The sequence below is a fragment of the Sorangium sp. So ce204 genome (genome assembly GCF_051526795.1).
Taxonomy (GTDB): Bacteria; Myxococcota_A; Polyangia; order Polyangiales; family Polyangiaceae; genus Sorangium; species Sorangium cellulosum_B.
Window position 1 is genome coordinate 10,486,067 of sequence record NZ_CP150317.1, and the last position, 17,941, is coordinate 10,504,007.

Here is a 17,941-nt window from a genome sequence, read left to right on the forward strand (position 1 = left end):
CTCGATCAGCGGCCGGACCGAGAGCCGGGCCGCTGGCCGATGAGCAGCTTGAGCTTGAAGAGCGCGCCGATCTGCCCGCGGTCCATGGCGATGCGCGGGAAATTCAGGGGGTCGAAGGACGAGAGCATGCAAAGGCCGGAGTTGTTGGTGAAGCCGATCTCGAAGCCGGCCTCCTTCACGGCGCGATGGAAGGCGCCGCACAGGCTGTATCCGACGGGGTACGCGACCGCGTGCACGGCCTCGTTCAGGGCGTCGGAGAGCACGCGGCGGGAGCGCGCAAGATCGCGAGTCGCCTCTTCGGGCGAGAGCGTCTGGAGGACACGATGGCTGTGCGAGTGCGACTGCACGTCCATGCCCGCCCGGCGCAGCGCCCCGATGTGCTTCCAGTCCATGATCGTCCTGGTCGCGAGCGCGCGCTCCTCGCCGAGGTCGATCGACACCCCCGTGGCGCGCTCGATCTCGTCCCAGAGGCGCCCGATGTCGACCCCGGAGGTATGCTTGATGGTCTGGCAGACGAGCGTCGCCGCGGCGATCGGGTCGCGCAGCGGCTCGAGCACGAGCGTCGCTGGGTAGGCGATCTCGACGCGCGCCCGCCGGCACCGGTGCATGAGGAGCGCGACGCGATCCCACCAGAAGAGGCGGCCCCTGTCGGGGTACCCGGTGGCGATGAAGAACGTGGCCGTGACCCCCGCGCGCTCGAGGAGGGGCAACGCGACGTCGTGGTTGTCACGGTAGCCGTCGTCGAACGCGACCATGACGGGGTTCGGCGGGAGCTTCCGCCCCTTCGCGAGCAGCCGCACGTCCCGGAGGGACACCACGGTGCCGTGCGTCTTGATGACCGCGAGCTGCTCCTCGAACTCGCGCGCGCTCACCTCGGCGACCCCCGGATCGAGCTCGTCCACCTCCGAGACGTCCGCGATGCGGTGGTAGGTGAACACGGAGAGCACGGGCAGCCGAAGCTTCGCGCGCAGCCAGAGGAAGCGATCCAGGAGCCCGAGGGTGTCGAGCACCCCGGCAGCCAGCACACGACGACCGCGCGGCAACCTCCTGCGGATCCACGTCAGTGGATGTGCGACGACGTACACGAATGTATTCCAGCACACATTCGACGTTCGTGCTTGCTCTCGAGAGCGGCTCCGACGGCGAAGCTCCTGCGCTTCCGGCGGGTGGGCCGCCGACCGGGGAATCCGGCGCGACAGCGATCCCGCTAGAGTGGCGCCCGATGTTCTCGACGGACGCGGACGCTCCCCCGGACGCCCCCCAACCTGCGGACGCCCCCCAACCTGGGTCGGACGTACCTCAACCTGGGTCGACGGGCGTGGACGTACCTCAACCTGGGTCGAACGTACCTCAACCTGGGTCGGACGATGGCCCCCCGTCGAAGCCGCCCTCGCCCCAACCTGGTTCGGCCTCGCCTCAACCTGAGTCAGTCGCGGCGCCTCTGTCGAAGCCGCTCTCGCCGCTCGGCACCGCCGGAGTTGCGCTGGCGACAGCAACCATCCTGTTTGCGCTGGGGGTGTACGCCGTCGAGACGAGCCTGCCCGAACTGGCGACGCGCAGCCGAGCGCCTCGACCGGCGATCGTGACCACCGGCGATCCTGCAAGCATCACCGCTGTGGCTTCAAAGCAAGCAGCCGCCCCCGTGCAGCTGGCGAGCGCGACCGACGCCACGGCACAGCCGACGCCGACCGCATCCCCGACGCCACGTGCTGAGGTTGCGCCACCGCCAGCACTGCCAAGCACCGAGGCCGCGGCACCTCCAGCACCACCAGCCACCGAGGCCGCGGCACCTCCAGCACCACCAGCCACCGAGGCCGCGGCACCTCCAGCACCACCAGCCACCGAGACGGCAGCCCTTCAACAACAGACATCCGTCGACGCTGCAGCGACGACTCTACCGACCCCGCGAAAGGGCCACGGCCTGCTCAAGCTCAACTCCTCCCGGAATGCGACCGTCTACGTGACGGGCGTGCCGGTGGGGCCCAGCGAGCGACCCGTCGAGGTGCGTTGCGGGCGCTTCTTCGTTCGGCTCGGCGAGCCGACGCGCGACGGCACGCGATGGCTCACCGAGGGCAGGACCGTCCGCGTCAAGTGCGGTGTGCTGACGGAGGTGAGCTTCTGAGCTCGTCCGCCCCGCTCTCGGCGGCCGCGAGGACGAGGTAGGTCACCGAAGCTGCGCCCGCCCCGAGGAGCGCATCTCGGCACGCCGCGAGCGTGGCCCCCGTGGTCGCCACGTCATCGATGAGCGCGACCCTCCGGCGCTGGACGCGCTCGGGCGCGTGCACGCGAAACGCACCTGCCACGTTCTGCAGGCGGAGATCGCGCGGGAGCTGCGCCTGCTGCGCGGTGGGACGGACACGGCTGAGGGCCCGTGGCGCGAAGGACACCGCGAGTCCGTCAGCGACGTGCGCGGCCAGCAGGGCGGCCTGGTTGTACCCGCGCTCGGCGAGACGGCGTGGATGCAGCGGCACCGGGACAACGAGGTCGGCGCGCACCCCCGCATCGCGCGCCGCGCAGAGCATCAACCGGCCGAGCGGGCGCGCGAGATCCGGACGATCTCCGTACTTGAAGCGCCGGATACCCTCCGCGACCGCCCCTCCAAACGGAGCGAACGCGACGAGAGGTGCTCCCGCCGCGGCGCGCGTGCCCGCTCCTCCCCGCGGCGCCCCCTCTGCGTACGGCACGGAGGTCCGCGCGCAATCGGCGCAGAACACCGAGGCATCGGCGATCGGGGTGTCACAGCCCGCGCAGGCCGGCGGGCTGAGCGTGCGCGCAGCGGCGGCGACCACGGAGCGGACTGCGGCGGCGAGGGCGCTGGAAAGGCTCATGAGCTACCAGCGCGATCTTCGTCGTGAGTGGACGTGCGGTTGCGTGGGCGCACGAAAGAAGATCTCTTTGCAAACGACGCGCGGTACGATCGCGATCGTCGTGGTTCACGTCCTGAAATTCCGGCGCTCTACCAGCTGGCGGAGGGGCCCCCGTTGAGCGCGTGGAGGTGGACGGACGAGCGTGGCGTCCAGCGGAGCCTGAGCACCGCCGAGCTGCGCAGCGCGCTGGCTGCCGGGATCATTCCAGGCTCCACGCTCGTCTGGCGCAAGGGCATGGACGCCTGGGCGCCCGCGTCCGGGCAGCCGGAGCTCGCCGACGCCGCCCAGCTCCGGCGCAAGCCCGAGGCGCGCACCGCTGCGCCCGAGGGGTCGGCCGCCGGGGTTGAAGAGGCCGCTCACGAGGACGGCGCGGCGCTGGAGCTCGAGCTCATCGAGGATCTGGGTCCAGCGCCCGCCCGCGGCGGTCAGCCCATCGGCCCGGCGCCCGCGGAGAGGTCCTCGAACGGGCGGAGGCCCGCGGCGCCGCACGCGAGCCGGGCGACCACGCGACCGAAGCCGCCTCCCCTGCCGCCGCGCAAGCGAGAGTCCATGAGGACGCTCACGGGCGTCGAGGCGCCGGCAGACGCGCCGGCCAGCGGACAGAACGCGCCGATCGTCGTGCCAGCCGCGGGCGGAACGTTCGATGCGGGGGTCGCCCGCGCGATCACCCAGCTCCCCCGTTACGACGGCCCCTCGCCGGGCGACCAGGGGACGACCGAGATCCCGCGCGCGCCGAAGCTCCCCTCGGGGGCGGAGGAACCCGAGGAGACCTCCGCGGGTCAGCGCCCCGCCGCAGACGCAGGCAGCGCCGCGGGCGGCGCCGGCGCGACGACGGACGGCGATGAGCCGGCGCCGCCGAGGCGTGCGGCGGGCGCGGCCGCGCCCAGCAGCCCGGGAACAGCGCCGAGAGCCGCGGGCGGTACGACGTCGCGCGCGGAGGCGAGACCACCCCGGCCGCCGCCTCTCCCCGCCGATCGCGACGCGCCGCCGGCGGGCGCCGCACCGCAGAACGATGGGCGCGGCGGAGCGACGACCGGCGCGGATCAGGGCGCCGGCAAGCCGCTCGCGGCGACGCCACCGGCGCCGTCGAGCCCCGGCCGCGCCACGAGGCGCCTCGCGCCCGCGGGGAAGCGCTCCGTGCCGCCACCTCCAGTTCCGGTCCGGTTCCCCGCGGTCGCCGCGAAGCGGCCTGCAGGCCCGCGCGCGCCTGACGCGCCGGATCAGACGGCGGCCGGCGCAAAGGCGCTCGTCCGTCTCGGAGCGCTCCCCGCGCCGCCGCCGCGCCCCCCCGCGGACGCGCCCCGCGCCACGCCCTTGATGGCAGCGCCCCCCGCGCCATCGGCCCCGCTGGCGACGCCGACCTTGCCGCTCGCTGCGCCGACCCCGCCGGCCGAAGCTGCGCCTGTCACGGGCGCCGCCCCCACGGCGACGGCGTCGCCTGGCTCTTCGCCTGGCTCTCGCCCTGCGAGCCCAGCGACGCCCACCGACGGTCCCTCGCCCCGCAGCGCCGAGGACACGCCGGCCGCCGACGGCCACGATCCCGCGGCGAGCCGCGATCGCAGCGACGCCCCGGAGCCCTCCACCACGGTGCTGCGCCGCGAGAGCCCGGAGCTCCCCACGCCGCCCGTGCCCAGCGAGACGAAGCGCTCTCCTCTGGCCGCCGAGGCGCCGATGGGGCGCCGCGAGTACGCGACGATCCCGTCGGTCGGCGTCGGATCGAGCGCGTCGCCGGGGCACCCGGCGATGCGCTCGTGGCCGGGGCTGCCGAACCCGCAGCGCAGCGCGACGGCTGCCGACGCGCTCCAGGCCTCGGGCCAGCGCTCGGATCGGGGCTCTGTCCCCGGATCGGGCAACGGCCCGCCAGCGCTCAACCCGCGCGCGCTCGCGGCGCGACGCGGCGACGGCAACGGGCTCTCTGCAGCGGTGACCGTGCCGGTCTCGTCGCTCGTCGGCCTCTGCGGGGCGGCGCTGCTCATGAGCGTCGTCGCCTTCTTCGCGGGCCGCCGCTCCGTCACGACCGCGCGCCAGTCGCCGGTCGGGACGGCGCGCACGACGCTCGGCGCAGCGCAGGACGCCGCGCGCTCGGCGATCCCCGTCCCGCCGAAGCCTTGCTGGGTGGCGCGTCAGCCCCAGCCATGGGCGCCGCTCGTCGCGAAGAGCATCCCCTTCGAGGTCACGGCGACGAAGGGCGGCAAGCTCGTGGTGGGGTACGCGAAGAGCCCCATGGAGGCCGTTGGCCTCGAGATCGATCCCGCGACCGGGGAGCGGCGCGAGCGGTTCTCGAACCGAGAGGCCGCCGACATCGTGAGCATCTCGCCGGTCGAGGAGCGCTTCACCATTCTCACGGCGGCGCAGCAGGCCATCCGCTCTCCCGTCAGCGTGCCGGGGCCGAGGCCGTTCGTCGTCGGTCTGGCGGACGGCGCCCTGGTGGCGGCCGATGCTCCCGACGCCGCCCCCTCCACGCTCTGGCCGGTGCAGGGTGATGAGCCGCTCGAGGCGCCGCGCGCGCTCTCGGCCGGCGCCGGCGGCTACGCCGTCGCGTTCCGCCGCGAGAAGGCCGTGTGGGCAGGCTGGCTCGACGCCGAGCGGAAGCCCGTCGGCGAGCTCACCCGGGTGACCGGCTCCGGAGGCTCGCTCGGCAAGCCATCGCTCGGATGGAACGAGCGCGCGCTCGCCGTCGTCTTTGCCGATCGGCCAGCGGACGGGCGATGGGAGATCCGCGCCGGGCAGGCCGCTCCGGGGTCCATCCCCGGGTCGACCCAGGTGATCCCGCTCCCTTCCGGCGGCCCCGGGGGAGACGCCTTCGCGCCGGACATCGCGGGGCTCGGCGATGGACGCTGGCTCCTCGTGTGGACCGAGGGCCCTCCGGGGAGCCGCGCCATGCGCGCGCAGACCCTGGCCGCCAACTTCTCCCCGATCGGGGACCCGATCGCGCTCTCGCCGCCGGCCGGGAACTTCGGGCAAGGCGTGCTCGGCGTATCGTCGCGCTCGGGTTACGTGGGCGTGGTGTTCCTCTCGAAGCCTGCCGCGAGCTACGAGCTCTGGGGGGTCATCCTCCAATGTGGGTGACCAGGCCGCCGGACCGCGCGAGCCGGCTCCGCATGGCGGCGCTCGCGCTGCTGCTCGTCGCGCCGCACGCCCCCTTGCTCGCCGCGTGCACCGCGCAGGTCTCGCTGCTCGATCAGGGACAGGCCCTGCGCACGGGCAAGCAGCCCTACGACGAGTTCTTCGAGGCCACGCGGGCGCTCCGCGACGAGTCGCTGAAGGCCGAGGAGCTCTCGAACGCGGCGGCCACCGAGCTGTCGCGCGCGCTCGGGCTCGATCCGAGATCGGACGGCAAGGCGGCGCTCGAAGCGGCGCGCGCGCGCGCGGCGGAGCTCCGCGCGGCGGGCGTGCTGCTCCAGGTCGAGCTCGTGCCAGAGGCGCGGATCGTGAGCGCACGAGGCGGACGCTCGCTCGGCGCGGAGGACAGGGACACCATCGCGGCGTTCGAGGCGTCCTTGAAGAGCTCCCTCGCGATGTCGAAGCAGCTCGGCGAGCTGTCGAGCCGCGCCGCGGAGCTCGAGAAGAAGCGGGCGTCGCTCTCGGCCGCGTGGGCAGAGGCGCTCGCGGACGATCCGCAGCGCCGCGAGGTGAAGCACGAGCTCGAGGCGGCCGAGCGCGTGATCGCGGAGGCGGGCGCGTCCGCGGATCGACACGCCGGCAGGGCGTCGAAGCTCGCGCTCGATCTGGTGCTCGCCGTCGATTCGGGCGACGCTCCGGCGCGGCGGGGCGCGGCGAGCCGACCGCCGACGAGGCGACCCGCCGCGAGCGTGAAGGCGCCGCCGCGGCGCGGGAGCAGCACGGGGGCCGCCCCGAAGCCGCCGAAGCCACCGACGTCGCACGGCGAGGACGATTTCGATCCCTGACGTCGGCATGGCGCACGCCGCACGCCGCACGCCGCGCGAGCTGGTCCGCCGGACGCCTGGGCCGCCGGGGAGGAGCGGAGCCGCTTCCCCACTTGTCCGACGCGCATCGGGACGCCTATCCTCGCGCGAGCGTTCCAGGAGCGCGGCCCGCCTGAACGGCGCGGTCCTGGCCGCACATCTGCAGTTCGACGCCCCCGCGCTCCGGCCCTCCTCGCTGATGATCCGATCCCTGCCGTTCGCCTCCATCGCTCTGGGATCGGCGCTCCTCGCGCTCACGTCCGCGCCCAGGAGGGCAGCGGCGCAGGCGTCGCCGCAGTCGGAGGGCCTGGCCGTCGGCGGGTTCACGTTCCGCCCCTCGGTGGAGCTCCGGCTCCGCGGAGAGTTCCGCCGGTACCCGGTCGACACGGGCGGCGACGTCTACAGCTCGAACGCGGTGCTCGCCGAGGGCTTCGGAGGCGCGCTGCCGCCGCTCAGCGACACGGGCAACGTCGTCAAGACGCAGTGGTTCTTCGCCCAGCGCGCGCGCCTCGGGCTGACCGTCGAGCGCGGCCCCGTCACGGGCGTCGTCACGCTGCAGGACGCGCGGCTCTGGGGGAACGACGACGCGATCTTCGTCGGGCCGGGCGAGCCGGCCCTCCCGGAGACGGCGCCTTACGAGGCGTACATCGATCTGCGCACGCGCTCGGGACGCCGCGCCTTCCTCCGGCTGGGCCGGCAGCGGGTAGCGTGGGGGGACGGCCGCCTCGTCGGAGCGGACGACGAGACGCTCACCGGGCGATCGCTCGATGCGGTGCGCGCAGGGCTGCAGCTCGGCAACGTCGACCTCGAGGCGATGGCCGTGCTCCTCGCCGCGCCGGGAGGCGCTCCGCCCGAGGTGGCGGGGACGCGCAAGCCCATCGCCGCCGGGACAGGGTCCCAGCTCTACGGCCTGAACGCGATCTGGCGGCTCGCTCCCCTGCTCCACCTCGAGGCCACGGCGCTCGCGCGCATCACCCGGGAGCCGCGCCCGACCTGGCTCACGCCCGGCGACACTGTCGTCCTCGACGCGCGCGTCTCCGGCGACCGCCGGGGCTTTCGCTACGCGATCGAGGGGGCGTACGAGCTCGGTCGTGTGGCCACGTTCGCGGCCGACCGCGCTCTCGGCGCGTTCGCGGCCGCGGCGCGGGCAGAGCTCGAGACAGCGCTCCCCGCCCACCTCACCTTCAGCGCCCGCGGCGCTTACGCGACGGGCGACGATGGCGCGCTCGCGGTGGGCGAGACGCAGCGCCGCTTCGATCCGATCCTGCCCGACGCACAGAACAACCACGGCCCCATGGGGCTCTACGCGTGGTCCAACGTGATCGAGGGGGGCGGAAGCGTCCGCGCCTCACCGTTCGACCCGCTGACCGTCTCCGCCGGATACACGTTCGTCGGCCTCGCCTCTCCAGCAGGCAGGTGGGTGACAGCGCGCCTCCTCCCTGTCGGCGCCGCCAGCGACAACGAGAGCCGGACGCTGGGCCACGAGATCGACGTCTCGCTCACCTTGCAGCCGTGGGAGCCGCTGCGCCTCGCGCTCGGCTACGGCCTGTTCATCTTCGGTGACGGCGCCCAGGCGATCTTCACGAAGGCGAACCGCGCGCACGACGACGGCCGCCCGGCGGATCTGCAGCAGTGGGCGTTCCTGCAGGCAACGCTGACCGCCCCCTGAGGCGATCCCGGGAGCGCGCCGGCTGCGCGCGCCGCTTTTCTGATGAGGAAGGGAATCGAGGGGGCCCGGGGCGCCGCGCCGTCCCGCGTGGCGCCGCAGGTGCGCGGGGGGCCGCCCGAGGCATCGGGCGCCGCCCCGCGCTTCGGGATCAGGTGCTCGGGGCGGGCTTCGGGGTGCCGAAGATGCTGGCCGCGCGGCGCTTCTCCTTGGCGGCGCGATCGCGATCGCTGTAGCTCGGGATCACGACGCGCTGGCGCTGCGGCAGCTCGCGGCCCCCGACGATGGCTTCGACCTCCTCGGCGTCCAGCGTCTCGCGCTCGAGGAGCGCCGTGGCGAGCCGCTCGAGGATCTCGCGGTTGTCCGTGAGGAGCTGCCGCGCCTCGGCGTGGGCGTCGAGGATGAACCGCCGCACCTCGTCGTCGATCTGGTTGGCGATCGTCTCCGAGTAGTCGCGGCGCCGGCTCGTGAAATCGCGCCCGAGAAACACGCTCTCCTCGTCCGCGCCGTACGAGATCGGCCCGATCACGTCGCTCATGCCGAACTCGGTCACCATGCGCCGCGCGAGGTTCGACGCCTGCTTGATGTCGTTGCCCGCGCCCGTCGTGAACTGGCCGAACACGATCTCCTCCGCCACGCGGCCGCCCATCAGCACCGACAGCCGCGCCTTGGCGAAGTCGCGCGACATGCTGAGCCGGTCCTCCTTCGGCAGCTGCTGCGTGAGGCCGAGCGCCGGGCCGCGCGGGATGATCGTCACCTTGTGGACCGGATCCGAGAACTTCTCCAGGAGCTTCGCGACGAGCGCGTGCCCGGCCTCGTGGTAGGCCGTGGTCCGCTTCTCCTCGTCGCTGATGACCATGCTGCGGCGCTCGGCGCCCATCAGCACCTTGTCCTTGGCCATCTCGAAGTCGACCATCGAGACGACGTCCTTGTCCTGACGCGCCGCGAGGAGGGCCGCCTCGTTGACCAGGTTCTCGATGTCGGCGCCGACGAACCCGGGCGTTCCCCGCGCCAGGATCTCCATGTCGACGTCCGGACCGAGCGGGACCTTCTTCGTGTGGACCCGGAGGATGCCCTCGCGGCCGCGCACGTCGGGGCGGTTCACGACGATGCGCCGGTCGAAGCGGCCAGGCCGCAGGATCGCAGGGTCGAGGACGTCGGGGCGGTTCGTCGCGGCGACGATGATCACGCCCTCGTTCGACTCGAAGCCGTCCATCTCGACGAGCAGCTGGTTCAACGTCTGCTCGCGCTCGTCATGACCGCCGCCGAGCCCCGCGCCGCGGTGGCGGCCGACCGCGTCGATCTCATCGATGAAGATGATGCACGGCGCGTGCTTCTTGCCCTGCTCGAACAGGTCGCGCACCCGGCTCGCGCCGACGCCGACGAACATCTCGACGAAATCCGACCCGGAGATCGAGAAGAACGGCACGCCCGCCTCGCCGGCGATCGCGCGCGCGAGCAGCGTCTTGCCCGTCCCGGGGGGGCCCATCATCAGCACGCCCTTCGGGATCCGGCCGCCGAGCTTCTGGAACTTCTTCGGGTCCTTGAGGAACGCGATGATCTCCTCGAGCTCGTCCTTCGCCTCGTCGATGCCCGCGACGTCGGCGAACGTCACCTTGTTCTGCGCCTCGCTGAGCAGCCGGGCGCGCGACTTGCCGAAGCTCATCGCCTTGCCGCCGCCGGCCTGGAGCTGGCGCATGAACAGATAGAACATCACGAGCAGGAAGACCGTCGGCAGGAGGTACATGATCGCCCCCGGCCAGAACGGCGACGTGTCCTCCTTCTCGAAGAACACCGCGACCTTGTTGTCGACGATCGTCTTCGTGATCTCGTCGGCGTTGTCAGGCCCGATCGTGACCTTCTTCGTCTTCGTCCCGCTCTTCGGGTCCTTGACCCAGAAGGTGTACTCGCGGTCCTTGATCGTGACCGACTCGACGTGCGGATCCTTGTCCTTGGCCTCGACCTGGACCTGGGCCATGAACTCGCTGAACGCGACTTGTGTGGCGGGCCGGGAATCCGGGCTCAAGAAACGCCAGATCGCCAAGAACATCATGATCAGCAGAACCCAGAGCAGCAGCGTCTTGTGCGATTGCTTCACGAGGACCCTCTAAGCTCGCGCGGCGAGCCGGCGTGTACTGAAATTGTACGCGTGTTCCAGTCAGCATGCCACCCGTCAGCTCGGTCGTCGACCGCGGCTCTCCACCGTGGTGACACAGCGAAAAAAGGGACTCGACAGGGGCCGCGGGTGGGGTGCATGCGGTCAGGTCCCGCGACGCGCAGACCCGTCCTCGATAAGCACGCTGGACTCCTCTGGAAAGCCCACGGCGATCTCTTCGCCGCCGCGAACCCGGACGCGCAGCGGCCGCCCCAGCTTGCGAGCCCGCTCGATCGCGAATCGCTGCGCCCGACCGAGCGGAATCGACAGCGGAATCGACAGCGGAATCGACAGCGGCTCGCTGCCGTCGAGGACGTCTGGATCGCCGCCAGGCGGCCGCTCTCGCCCGGCGACGAGCATGTCCGAGAGCGCGCAGAGGTGCTCGACGATCGCCGGTGACAGGTCCTCGAGGAGCGGGAGGAGCTCGCGGCGGACGCGGACGCGGGTGAAACGGGGATCCCGGTTGCTGGGATCCTCGGCGAACGCCAGGCGATGTCGGCCGAGGTGGGCCAGGACGTCGGCGCGGCGGGCCTGGAGCAAGGGGCGGATGAGCTCGATGTTCGCCGCCGAGCCCGGCTCCGCGCCGCCGCGCGCCGCGCCGGCGACGTCGGACGGGAGCGGGGCGCGCGGCGGCAGGACGGCGAGCCCACGCGGCCCCGCGCCCCGCAGCAGGCGCAAGAGCACCGTCTCGGCCCGGTCGTCCGCGGTGTGGCCGGTCGCGATCGCGCGGGCGCCGTGGGCCGCCGCGGCGGCCGCCAGCGCGGCGAACCGGGCGGCGCGCGCCCTGGCCTGGAGGTTCGCGCCGGGCGCCACGTCCACGCGGGTCTCGGCGTAAGGGACCCCGAGCTGCCCGGACAGGTCGCGCACGATCGCGAGCTCGGCCGCGGCCGCGGCGCGGAGGCCGTGGTCGACGCCGTGCGCGACCACCTCGTGGCCGATCCGCCGCCGGAGCAGCGAAAGGACGTGCAGCAGGGCGGTCGAGTCGGGGCCTCCGGAGCAGGCGCAGAGCACGACGTCGCCGCGAGCGAGCAGCCGCTCGTCCCGGATCAGCCGCTCGGCGAGGCGGATCAGCGACGGGGGATGCGACCGGCCCCGCCTGGGCGGCGGGGGAGGTCCAGCAGGAGGGCTCATCGCAGCTCGAACGCTTTGCAGAAGATGATCTCGTCGCGATCCTCGAGCGATGTGCTCAGGTGCGGCGCGACCGGGTAGCCAAGCGAGCAACGAGGCCCGCGGCCAGGCGGCCCGGCGCCCCGGTCGTCGGGATCGGGGACCACCGGCTCGAACGAGGCGCAATCGGGGCAGGCGAACACGAGACGATAGCGCCGCGCCTCGTCGCGGAGCCGATCGTCGAGGTGGTGAATCATCCCTGGCAGCGTAGCGCAAGCCGCCGGGCGACGGCGCCGCGCGGCAGCGCGCGGCCCTCCGGCCGAGCTCGGCGGAGCAGCGCTCGGCGCGGCGAGCAAGCCGGCATGCCCGCGCGGATCAGCGCGCGGATCTGCGGGCGCGGGAGAGCCGCACGATCGACTCGATATGGCTCGTCTGGGGAAAGAGCTCGACCGCCTCGATGTCCGTGATCTCGAAGCCCCCGCGGAGGATCCCGCCGAGATCGCGCGCGAGGGTGGCCGGATCGCAGGAGACGTAGACGACCACGCGCGCGCTCGAGGCGGCGATCGCGCGCGCCGCGCCGGGAGCCCCGCTGCGCGGCGGATCCAGCACCACGACGTCGGTGCGCGCCGGGATCGGGCACTGATCGGCGTCCGCCTCGATCGCCTTGCCGGCGAGGCCCCGAGCGGCGAGGTTCTGCCGCAGGCAAGCGACCGCTGCGGACGAGAGCTCGACGGCCGTGAAGGACGCGGGCCCCGGGGGGTCGGAGGTCGCGCCGGAAGCCGCGGCCCCGGCGGGCTCGGCGGCCGGGGAGGGTCGCTGCGCGCCGCGCGCGAGCAGCACGGAGAGCGTCCCGCTCCCGGCGAACAGCTCCAGGACGTGCGGCGGGCGGGTGGAGTCGAGGTGGGCGAGCTCGGCGGCGCGGCGGGCGAGGACGGCTGCCCCCTCCTCGGACGGCTGCCCGAAGCCGCCCGGCGCGAGGAACAGCGGCAGGCCGTCCGCTCCCAGGATCGCGGGCCGCGGATCGCCGAACGACGCGGCCTCGCGCGCGCCGTCGAGCGTGACGCGGGCGCCGGCCCACCCGCCGCGCGCCGTGCGCTCGTCCAGCCGCTGCCACACGGCCGGCGGCAGCTGGCCACGCCACAGGACCTCGACCACCGGGCGGCTCGAGGCGCCCAGCGAGATCAGGACATCGCCCTCCCCCACGGCCCCATGGAGGACGCCGGGCAGCTCGCCGGCGAGCGGCGCGATCGCGTCGACGAGCACCACGCAGCGATCGACCGCCGCCACGGCGTGCGTCCTCGGCGCGCGATACCCCACGCGCACCTCGCCGCGCTCCGCGCGCGCGAACAACCTCGCCCGCGACCGGTAGCCGAGCGGAAGGGGGGCCGGATGGACGCGGATCGGCGGCAGATCGGCCTCGGCAAGCGACGTCGCCCGCGCGATGGCTTGCCGGACGATCTGCTCGTGCGCGGCCTGCTGCGCCTCGATACGGACGTGCATCCAGTCGCAGCCGCCGCAGGCGTCAGCGAAGCGGCACGGCGGAGGGACGCGGTCGGCGCTCGGCTCGACGACACCGAGGAGCCTGCCCCTCGCCGGGCGCGCGCTCCTGTCGAGCTCGACCTCGACGAGATCACCCGGCGCGGTCCCAGGTACGAAGACGACCTCGCCCGCGAGCCGACCGACCCCCGCGCCTCCGGCGGCCAGCGCCTCGATACGCAGCTGAGCTCGCTCGCCGGGGCGGTGCCGCGCCCTGGCACCGTTCGAGCGGCGGTGGACAGACTTCATCCCGTCATCGTAAGGCGCTGCAGGCGGATCGGGCCGGGGTGGACGACGGACGCTCGGTCGCGGACAGCGAGGCCGCGCGCGCCCCCGTCCCCCGAGGAGCCCCCCGGCACGCAGGAGCTCGACTGGCCCGTGGTTGTCGCGTCCGTCGAGGCGGGCGACGCAGGGACAGCGTCCACGCCCCTGGAAGGCGAGGACTGCGCGGCGCTCGTCTTCATGTAGATCAGCGCGCCGATCCCGAGCACGCACAGCACGGTGAGGGTGATGACCGCGACGAGCACGAGCGTGTTCCTGCCGTTCCCCTTGGACGCCGCGTCCTGCGTGGCGGCCCAGATGGCCGCCGGATCCGGGCGCGGCAGGGAGAGCGCCGTCTCGATCTGCGACTGTGGAGGCTGCGCTGTCGCCGCGGACGCGAACAGCTGGGCCTGCCCCACGGTCATCGGCGGCGGCGCCGCCTGCACCGGCGAGCCGACAGCGGGCGCATGGGCCGGGGCATGGCCCTGGCCATTGAAGGGGAGCGCGTACGGGACCGCAGCGTGCGCCGGCGACGGCGCGGCGACGGCAGGGGTCCTGGTCATCCGGGCGTGACGCGCAGGCTCGCTCGCGCTCTGCAGAACCGGCGGTGGATCCTGCGACGGGAGCGCGAGCGTTGACGCGAGCGGGTTGCCCAGATCGCTGTCGAGGAGGCCTCCCTTGGGGAGGGGCGCGAGCTCGCCCGTGTCGAAGTCGCGCGGAGGGTACGGGATCGAGGAGAGCGGAGGCGGAGCAGGGTCGTGGCCGCCGGGCACGCGCGGTGGGCTCGGGTAGGCCGGCGAAACGCCGGGGCGCGCCGCCGGCATGCCAGGGCGCACCGTGGCAATGCCGGACTGGACGCCGGCCTGGCGAAGCTGCGCTGGCGCCGGCTCGGGCACCATGCCTGCCGCCGGGCGCACCATCGGGCGCTCCCCGTGAGGAAGGGAGCGCACCGGCTCGGCTTGCTCGCGCGTCGCGACCGTCGTCGGGACATCCTCATCGTCATCCATCAGCGATGAGGCGACCATCTGCCTGTCGTCTGCGTCCCTCGGCTGCGGGCGCCCGACCGGCGCGATCCCGCTCGCCGGCGGAGCGTTGTGCCGCAGGATCTGCGGCGGCGTGAGGCGCTGCTGCGGCTCGGGCTCTCGACCGCGGCCGCGCAGCCCGACGCTGTCCGTGGCCGTCGTCGAGCTGCGCGCGCGCACCTGCTCGACGTTGATGGTGGACGTCACCTCGGCGGCCCACGCGAGGTGCGCCTCGCGCTTCTGGATGCGATCGACGAACACCTGCTGCACGAACTGCGCGACCTCTTCGGAGCCAACGAAGACCCCGCTCCTCATCAGGAAATTCTGCAGGGCTCGCGAGAACTCACGCGCGGTCTGGAAGCGGTCTTGCTTGTGCTTGGCGAGCGCCTTCATGACCACGCTCTCCAGCTCGATCGGATAGTCGTGCACGATCGTGGACGGCGGCGGGACCACGCAGGCCTGCACCTTCTCGAGCGTGTCGAGATCCGTATCCATCCGGAAGAGGCGCTGGTTCGTCGTGAGCTCCCAGAGGACGACCCCGAGCGCGAACACGTCGGTCGTGCGATCGATCTCGTTGCCGCGCACCTGCTCGGGAGACATGTAGGCCAACTTGCCTTTCAGCGTTCCCGCGCGGGTGGACGACAGCCTGTCGGCCACCTTGGCGATCCCGAAATCCACGACCTTGGTGTAGCCGTCGTAGGTGAGGAACAGGTTGTGCGGCGTGACATCTCGGTGCACCAGGCCGAGCAGCTGGCCGTTCTTTCCGCGCAGCTCGTGAGCGGCGTGAAGCCCCTCTGCGGCATCGGAGCAGATGCGCGCAGCGAGCTCGGGCGAGATGCGCAGCCGGCGCTCCTCCGCGCGGCGCATCACCTCCCGGAGCGGCTCGCCGTGGAGGTACTCCATGGCGATCCAGTAGGTGTTGTCGTCCTTCCCGAGATCGAAGACCTGCGCGACGTTGGCGTGGTTGATGCCAGCCGCGATGCGCGCCTCATCCAGGAACATGTCGACGAACTGATCGTCCTCGACCAGATGAGGGTGGATCCGCTTGATCGCGACCCACTTTTGGAAGCCGCCCGGGCCATCCATGCGAGCCAGGTGAACGCTCGCCATTCCGCCCACCCCGATCTCGTCGACCACACGGTAACGGCCCAGGAAGTAGGTCCCCTGCTGCTTCTCGGACTCCTTCGCGCGCGCTTCGAGCGATGAATGGGTCGACCCGGGGCTTGGAGGTCCGCCCATTCGCGATGCGGGTCGAGGCGGGGGTTGGGGCATGAGCGGTCACTACTTTACCGCGAGTTCGCGGCGCTTTGCCATGTCGTCTCGGCCAGGACACCTTCCAGATGGTCAGCTTCAATCCACCGGAGCGCTGAAGGCGCCTGTCCCGACAGGTAGGACACCACCTGAAACCCAGGACGGAGTCGTGACGGGCTCAGGGGAACGGTTGCCCAGGTTGACCCCGCTCGAAGTAGAAGCGGAACCCCCCGGTGACCCGCGAGAGGAGCTCCCGAGGGATGGCGTCGGCCGGATTACCGAGCCCTGCGTCGCGCGGATCGCCGACCCAGACGTCGAACGTCGCGTCCGTGTACTTGTCGACCGCGTCCGTCTCGTTGGGATCGCCGCTGAACAGCGCCTGGAACTTGATGGTCCCATCGACGGCGTAGAGCACGATGTTCTGGTTGTGGCAGGACCGCTGGAGGTAAAGCGCCATGTGCACGAGCGGCGCGAGCCCCTCCGGCTTCGGCGTCGGTGGAGGCGAGCCCGGCAGCTCGACGCCGGGCGGGAGCCCGACGCTCAGGTCGACGTCGAGCTTGTTCACGGTCCCGTCCCCGCGGATGAGGTCGACGTCATCGATCAGGACCGCGAGCCCGTCCGAGATCTCCTGCAGGTCGCTCCCCCGCTGCACCCGGACCTGCAAGGTGGAGCGGTAGGGGACCGCAGCGAAGAAGTCCGGGTTCATGTCGTAGCTGTCGTCCCAGCAGCCGGCCGCGCGCAGCCGTTCGCTGACGACCTCGCCTTCCCCCTGCCCGAGCGAGCACCCGAGCGAGAGCGCGCAGGCGAGGGGCGCGAGCGCACGGATCGTCATGACGCCGCCTGCGAGCGAAGGGCCGCCTTGATGCGACCTCCCCCGAGGACGCGATCGCCCCGGTAGACCACGGCCATCTGCCCGGGGGAGACCGACCGCACCGGGCTCGCGAACCGCGCAACGAAGCTCTCCGCGCCCGTCGCGGGATCGCGGCGCCGCTCGATGATGCCAGGCGCCGCCTCGTGCCGCGCGCGCACCCGCACCTCGGCCTCCAGGGGGAAGACCGCGTCGTCGCACCACACAGCGTCGGCGATCTCGGCGCCCGCGGCGTACAGATCGCCCTCGTCGCCGAGGTGCACAGCGCCGGACGCGGCGTCGAGGCCCACGACGAACGCGGGCCGGCCGAGCGAGACGCCGATGCCCTTGCGCTGGCCCACCGTGAAGCCGTGCACCCCGCCGTGCGACCCGACCACGCGGCCGTCCCGATCGACGATGGGGCCGGGCCGGAGCCTGTCCGCGGCGCGGTCGGCCACGAACGGCGCGTAACGGCCGGAGGGGATGAAGCAGAGCTCCTGGCTCTCCCCCTTCTCGGCGCCCGGGAGCCCGCGGGCGATCGCCTCGGCGCGCACCTCGTCCTTGGTCGAGTCGCCGAGCGGGAAGAGGAGCCGCGACAGCTCGTCCGACCGGAGCATGTGCAGGAAATAGCTCTGATCCTTGTGCCGATCGCGGCCGCGGTAGAGGCGAGCGCCGCCCTCCTCCTGGACGACCCGCGCATAGTGGCCCGTCGCGACCCACGAGACGCCCAGCCGCTCCGCCAGCGGGAACAGCTCCCGGAGCTTGACGGAGCGGTTGCAGGCCACGCACGGGCTCGGCGTCTCGCCCGCGAGGTAGGCGTCGACGAAGGGGTCGACGACGTGCTCGCGGAACAGGGCGCGGCGGTCGAACGTGTAGTGCGGGATCCCGAGGTGGTCGGCGACCCGGCGGGCGTCGTGCTGATCCTCGGGCGCGCAGCAGCGGCTCTTGACGCTGCCGTCGTCGGGGTAGTCCCAGAGGTGCAGCGTCACGCCGACGACCTCGTATCCAGCGTCGCAGAGGCGCGCCGCCGCGACGGACGAGTCGACTCCGCCGCTCATCGCGATGAAGACGCGAGCCCCCGACGAGGCCCGCTCGCCAGGCCGCGCCGTACCGTCGGCCTCTCGGACCAGAGTTGCCATTTCCGTTCTTATAGCGTGGATTCCTCGCCGCGGCCGGACGCCGCGGGCGAACCCGCACGGGATGCCGCGGCGAGCTCGCGCGGGATGCCGCGGCGAGGGCTCGCGCGACGCGCCGGGACGGCGGCGCGCCGGCGAATGAATGATCAGGCTGGCTCTCCGCCATT

The 17,941-nt window shown here is 72.9% G+C and carries 13 protein-coding genes; 4 read left to right on the top strand and 9 right to left on the bottom strand.

Annotated features, from left to right (window positions below; translation table 11 throughout):
* Positions 1-5: 5 nt before the first annotated feature.
* Positions 6-1,010 (bottom strand): polysaccharide deacetylase family protein, encoded by a 1,005-nt coding sequence (locus WMF22_RS39330; protein WP_437295077.1) that lies wholly within the window; start codon positions 1,008-1,010, stop codon positions 6-8.
* 950 nt (positions 1,011-1,960) lie between these two features.
* On the opposite strand from WMF22_RS39330, the gene WMF22_RS39335 reads away from it, so the two are divergent.
* On the top strand, positions 1,961-2,122 hold the full coding sequence (locus WMF22_RS39335; protein ID WP_438033068.1) for a hypothetical protein: 162 nt from the start codon (positions 1,961-1,963) through the stop codon (positions 2,120-2,122).
* On the opposite strand, the gene WMF22_RS39340 is transcribed toward WMF22_RS39335, so the two are convergent.
* Positions 2,088-2,828: a ComF family protein gene (locus tag WMF22_RS39340; protein ID WP_438033069.1), complete on the bottom strand. Its 741-nt coding sequence runs from the start codon at positions 2,826-2,828 to the stop codon at positions 2,088-2,090. The two genes, WMF22_RS39335 and WMF22_RS39340, sit on opposite strands and share 35 nt — an antisense overlap.
* A 153-nt stretch (positions 2,829-2,981) precedes the next feature.
* Between WMF22_RS39340 and WMF22_RS39345 the strand changes: the two genes are divergently transcribed.
* From WMF22_RS39345 to WMF22_RS39355, 3 genes are all read left to right on the top strand, one after another.
* Positions 2,982-5,936: a GYF domain-containing protein gene (locus WMF22_RS39345; RefSeq protein WP_437295079.1), complete on the top strand. Its 2,955-nt coding sequence runs from the start codon at positions 2,982-2,984 to the stop codon at positions 5,934-5,936.
* A complete protein-coding gene (locus tag WMF22_RS39350) occupies positions 5,927-6,775 on the top strand; it encodes a hypothetical protein (protein ID WP_437295080.1) in 849 nt (282 codons plus the stop codon). The genes WMF22_RS39345 and WMF22_RS39350 overlap by 10 nt, the downstream gene beginning before the upstream one ends.
* Before the next feature lie 217 nt (positions 6,776-6,992).
* Positions 6,993-8,462, top strand: coding sequence for an alginate export family protein (locus tag WMF22_RS39355; RefSeq protein ID WP_438033070.1), 1,470 nt, complete (start codon positions 6,993-6,995; stop codon positions 8,460-8,462).
* Positions 8,463-8,610: 148 nt separating this feature from the next.
* Here the strand turns inward: WMF22_RS39355 and ftsH are convergent, their stop codons facing one another.
* The 7 genes from ftsH to mnmA all read right to left on the bottom strand — a co-directional run bounded on the left by ftsH (position 8,611) and on the right by mnmA (position 17,777).
* Positions 8,611-10,557 carry an ATP-dependent zinc metalloprotease FtsH gene (ftsH, locus tag WMF22_RS39360; RefSeq protein WP_437295082.1) on the bottom strand — a complete coding sequence of 649 codons (1,947 nt, stop codon included), beginning with the start codon at positions 10,555-10,557 and terminating at the stop codon, positions 8,611-8,613.
* Positions 10,558-10,719: 162 nt separating this feature from the next.
* Positions 10,720-11,745, bottom strand: coding sequence for a tRNA lysidine(34) synthetase TilS (gene tilS / locus WMF22_RS39365; RefSeq protein ID WP_437295083.1), 1,026 nt, complete (start codon positions 11,743-11,745; stop codon positions 10,720-10,722).
* Entirely contained in the window at positions 11,742-11,978 is a 237-nt protein-coding gene (locus tag WMF22_RS39370) for a hypothetical protein (protein ID WP_438033071.1), read from the bottom strand. The genes tilS and WMF22_RS39370 overlap by 4 nt, the downstream gene beginning before the upstream one ends.
* 118 nt (positions 11,979-12,096) lie before the next feature.
* Positions 12,097-13,506: a class I SAM-dependent RNA methyltransferase gene (locus WMF22_RS39375; RefSeq protein WP_438033072.1), complete on the bottom strand. Its 1,410-nt coding sequence runs from the start codon at positions 13,504-13,506 to the stop codon at positions 12,097-12,099.
* Complete coding sequence (locus WMF22_RS39380; RefSeq protein ID WP_437295086.1) at positions 13,503-15,779, bottom strand: protein kinase domain-containing protein; 2,277 nt, start codon at positions 15,777-15,779, stop codon at positions 13,503-13,505. The genes WMF22_RS39375 and WMF22_RS39380 overlap by 4 nt, the downstream gene beginning before the upstream one ends.
* A 190-nt stretch (positions 15,780-15,969) precedes the next feature.
* Complete coding sequence (locus WMF22_RS39385; protein WP_438033073.1) at positions 15,970-16,623, bottom strand: hypothetical protein; 654 nt, start codon at positions 16,621-16,623, stop codon at positions 15,970-15,972.
* Positions 16,620-17,777: a tRNA 2-thiouridine(34) synthase MnmA gene (gene mnmA / locus WMF22_RS39390; protein WP_437295088.1), complete on the bottom strand. Its 1,158-nt coding sequence runs from the start codon at positions 17,775-17,777 to the stop codon at positions 16,620-16,622. Before mnmA ends, WMF22_RS39385 begins: the two co-directional genes overlap by 4 nt.
* Positions 17,778-17,941 lie beyond the last annotated feature (164 nt).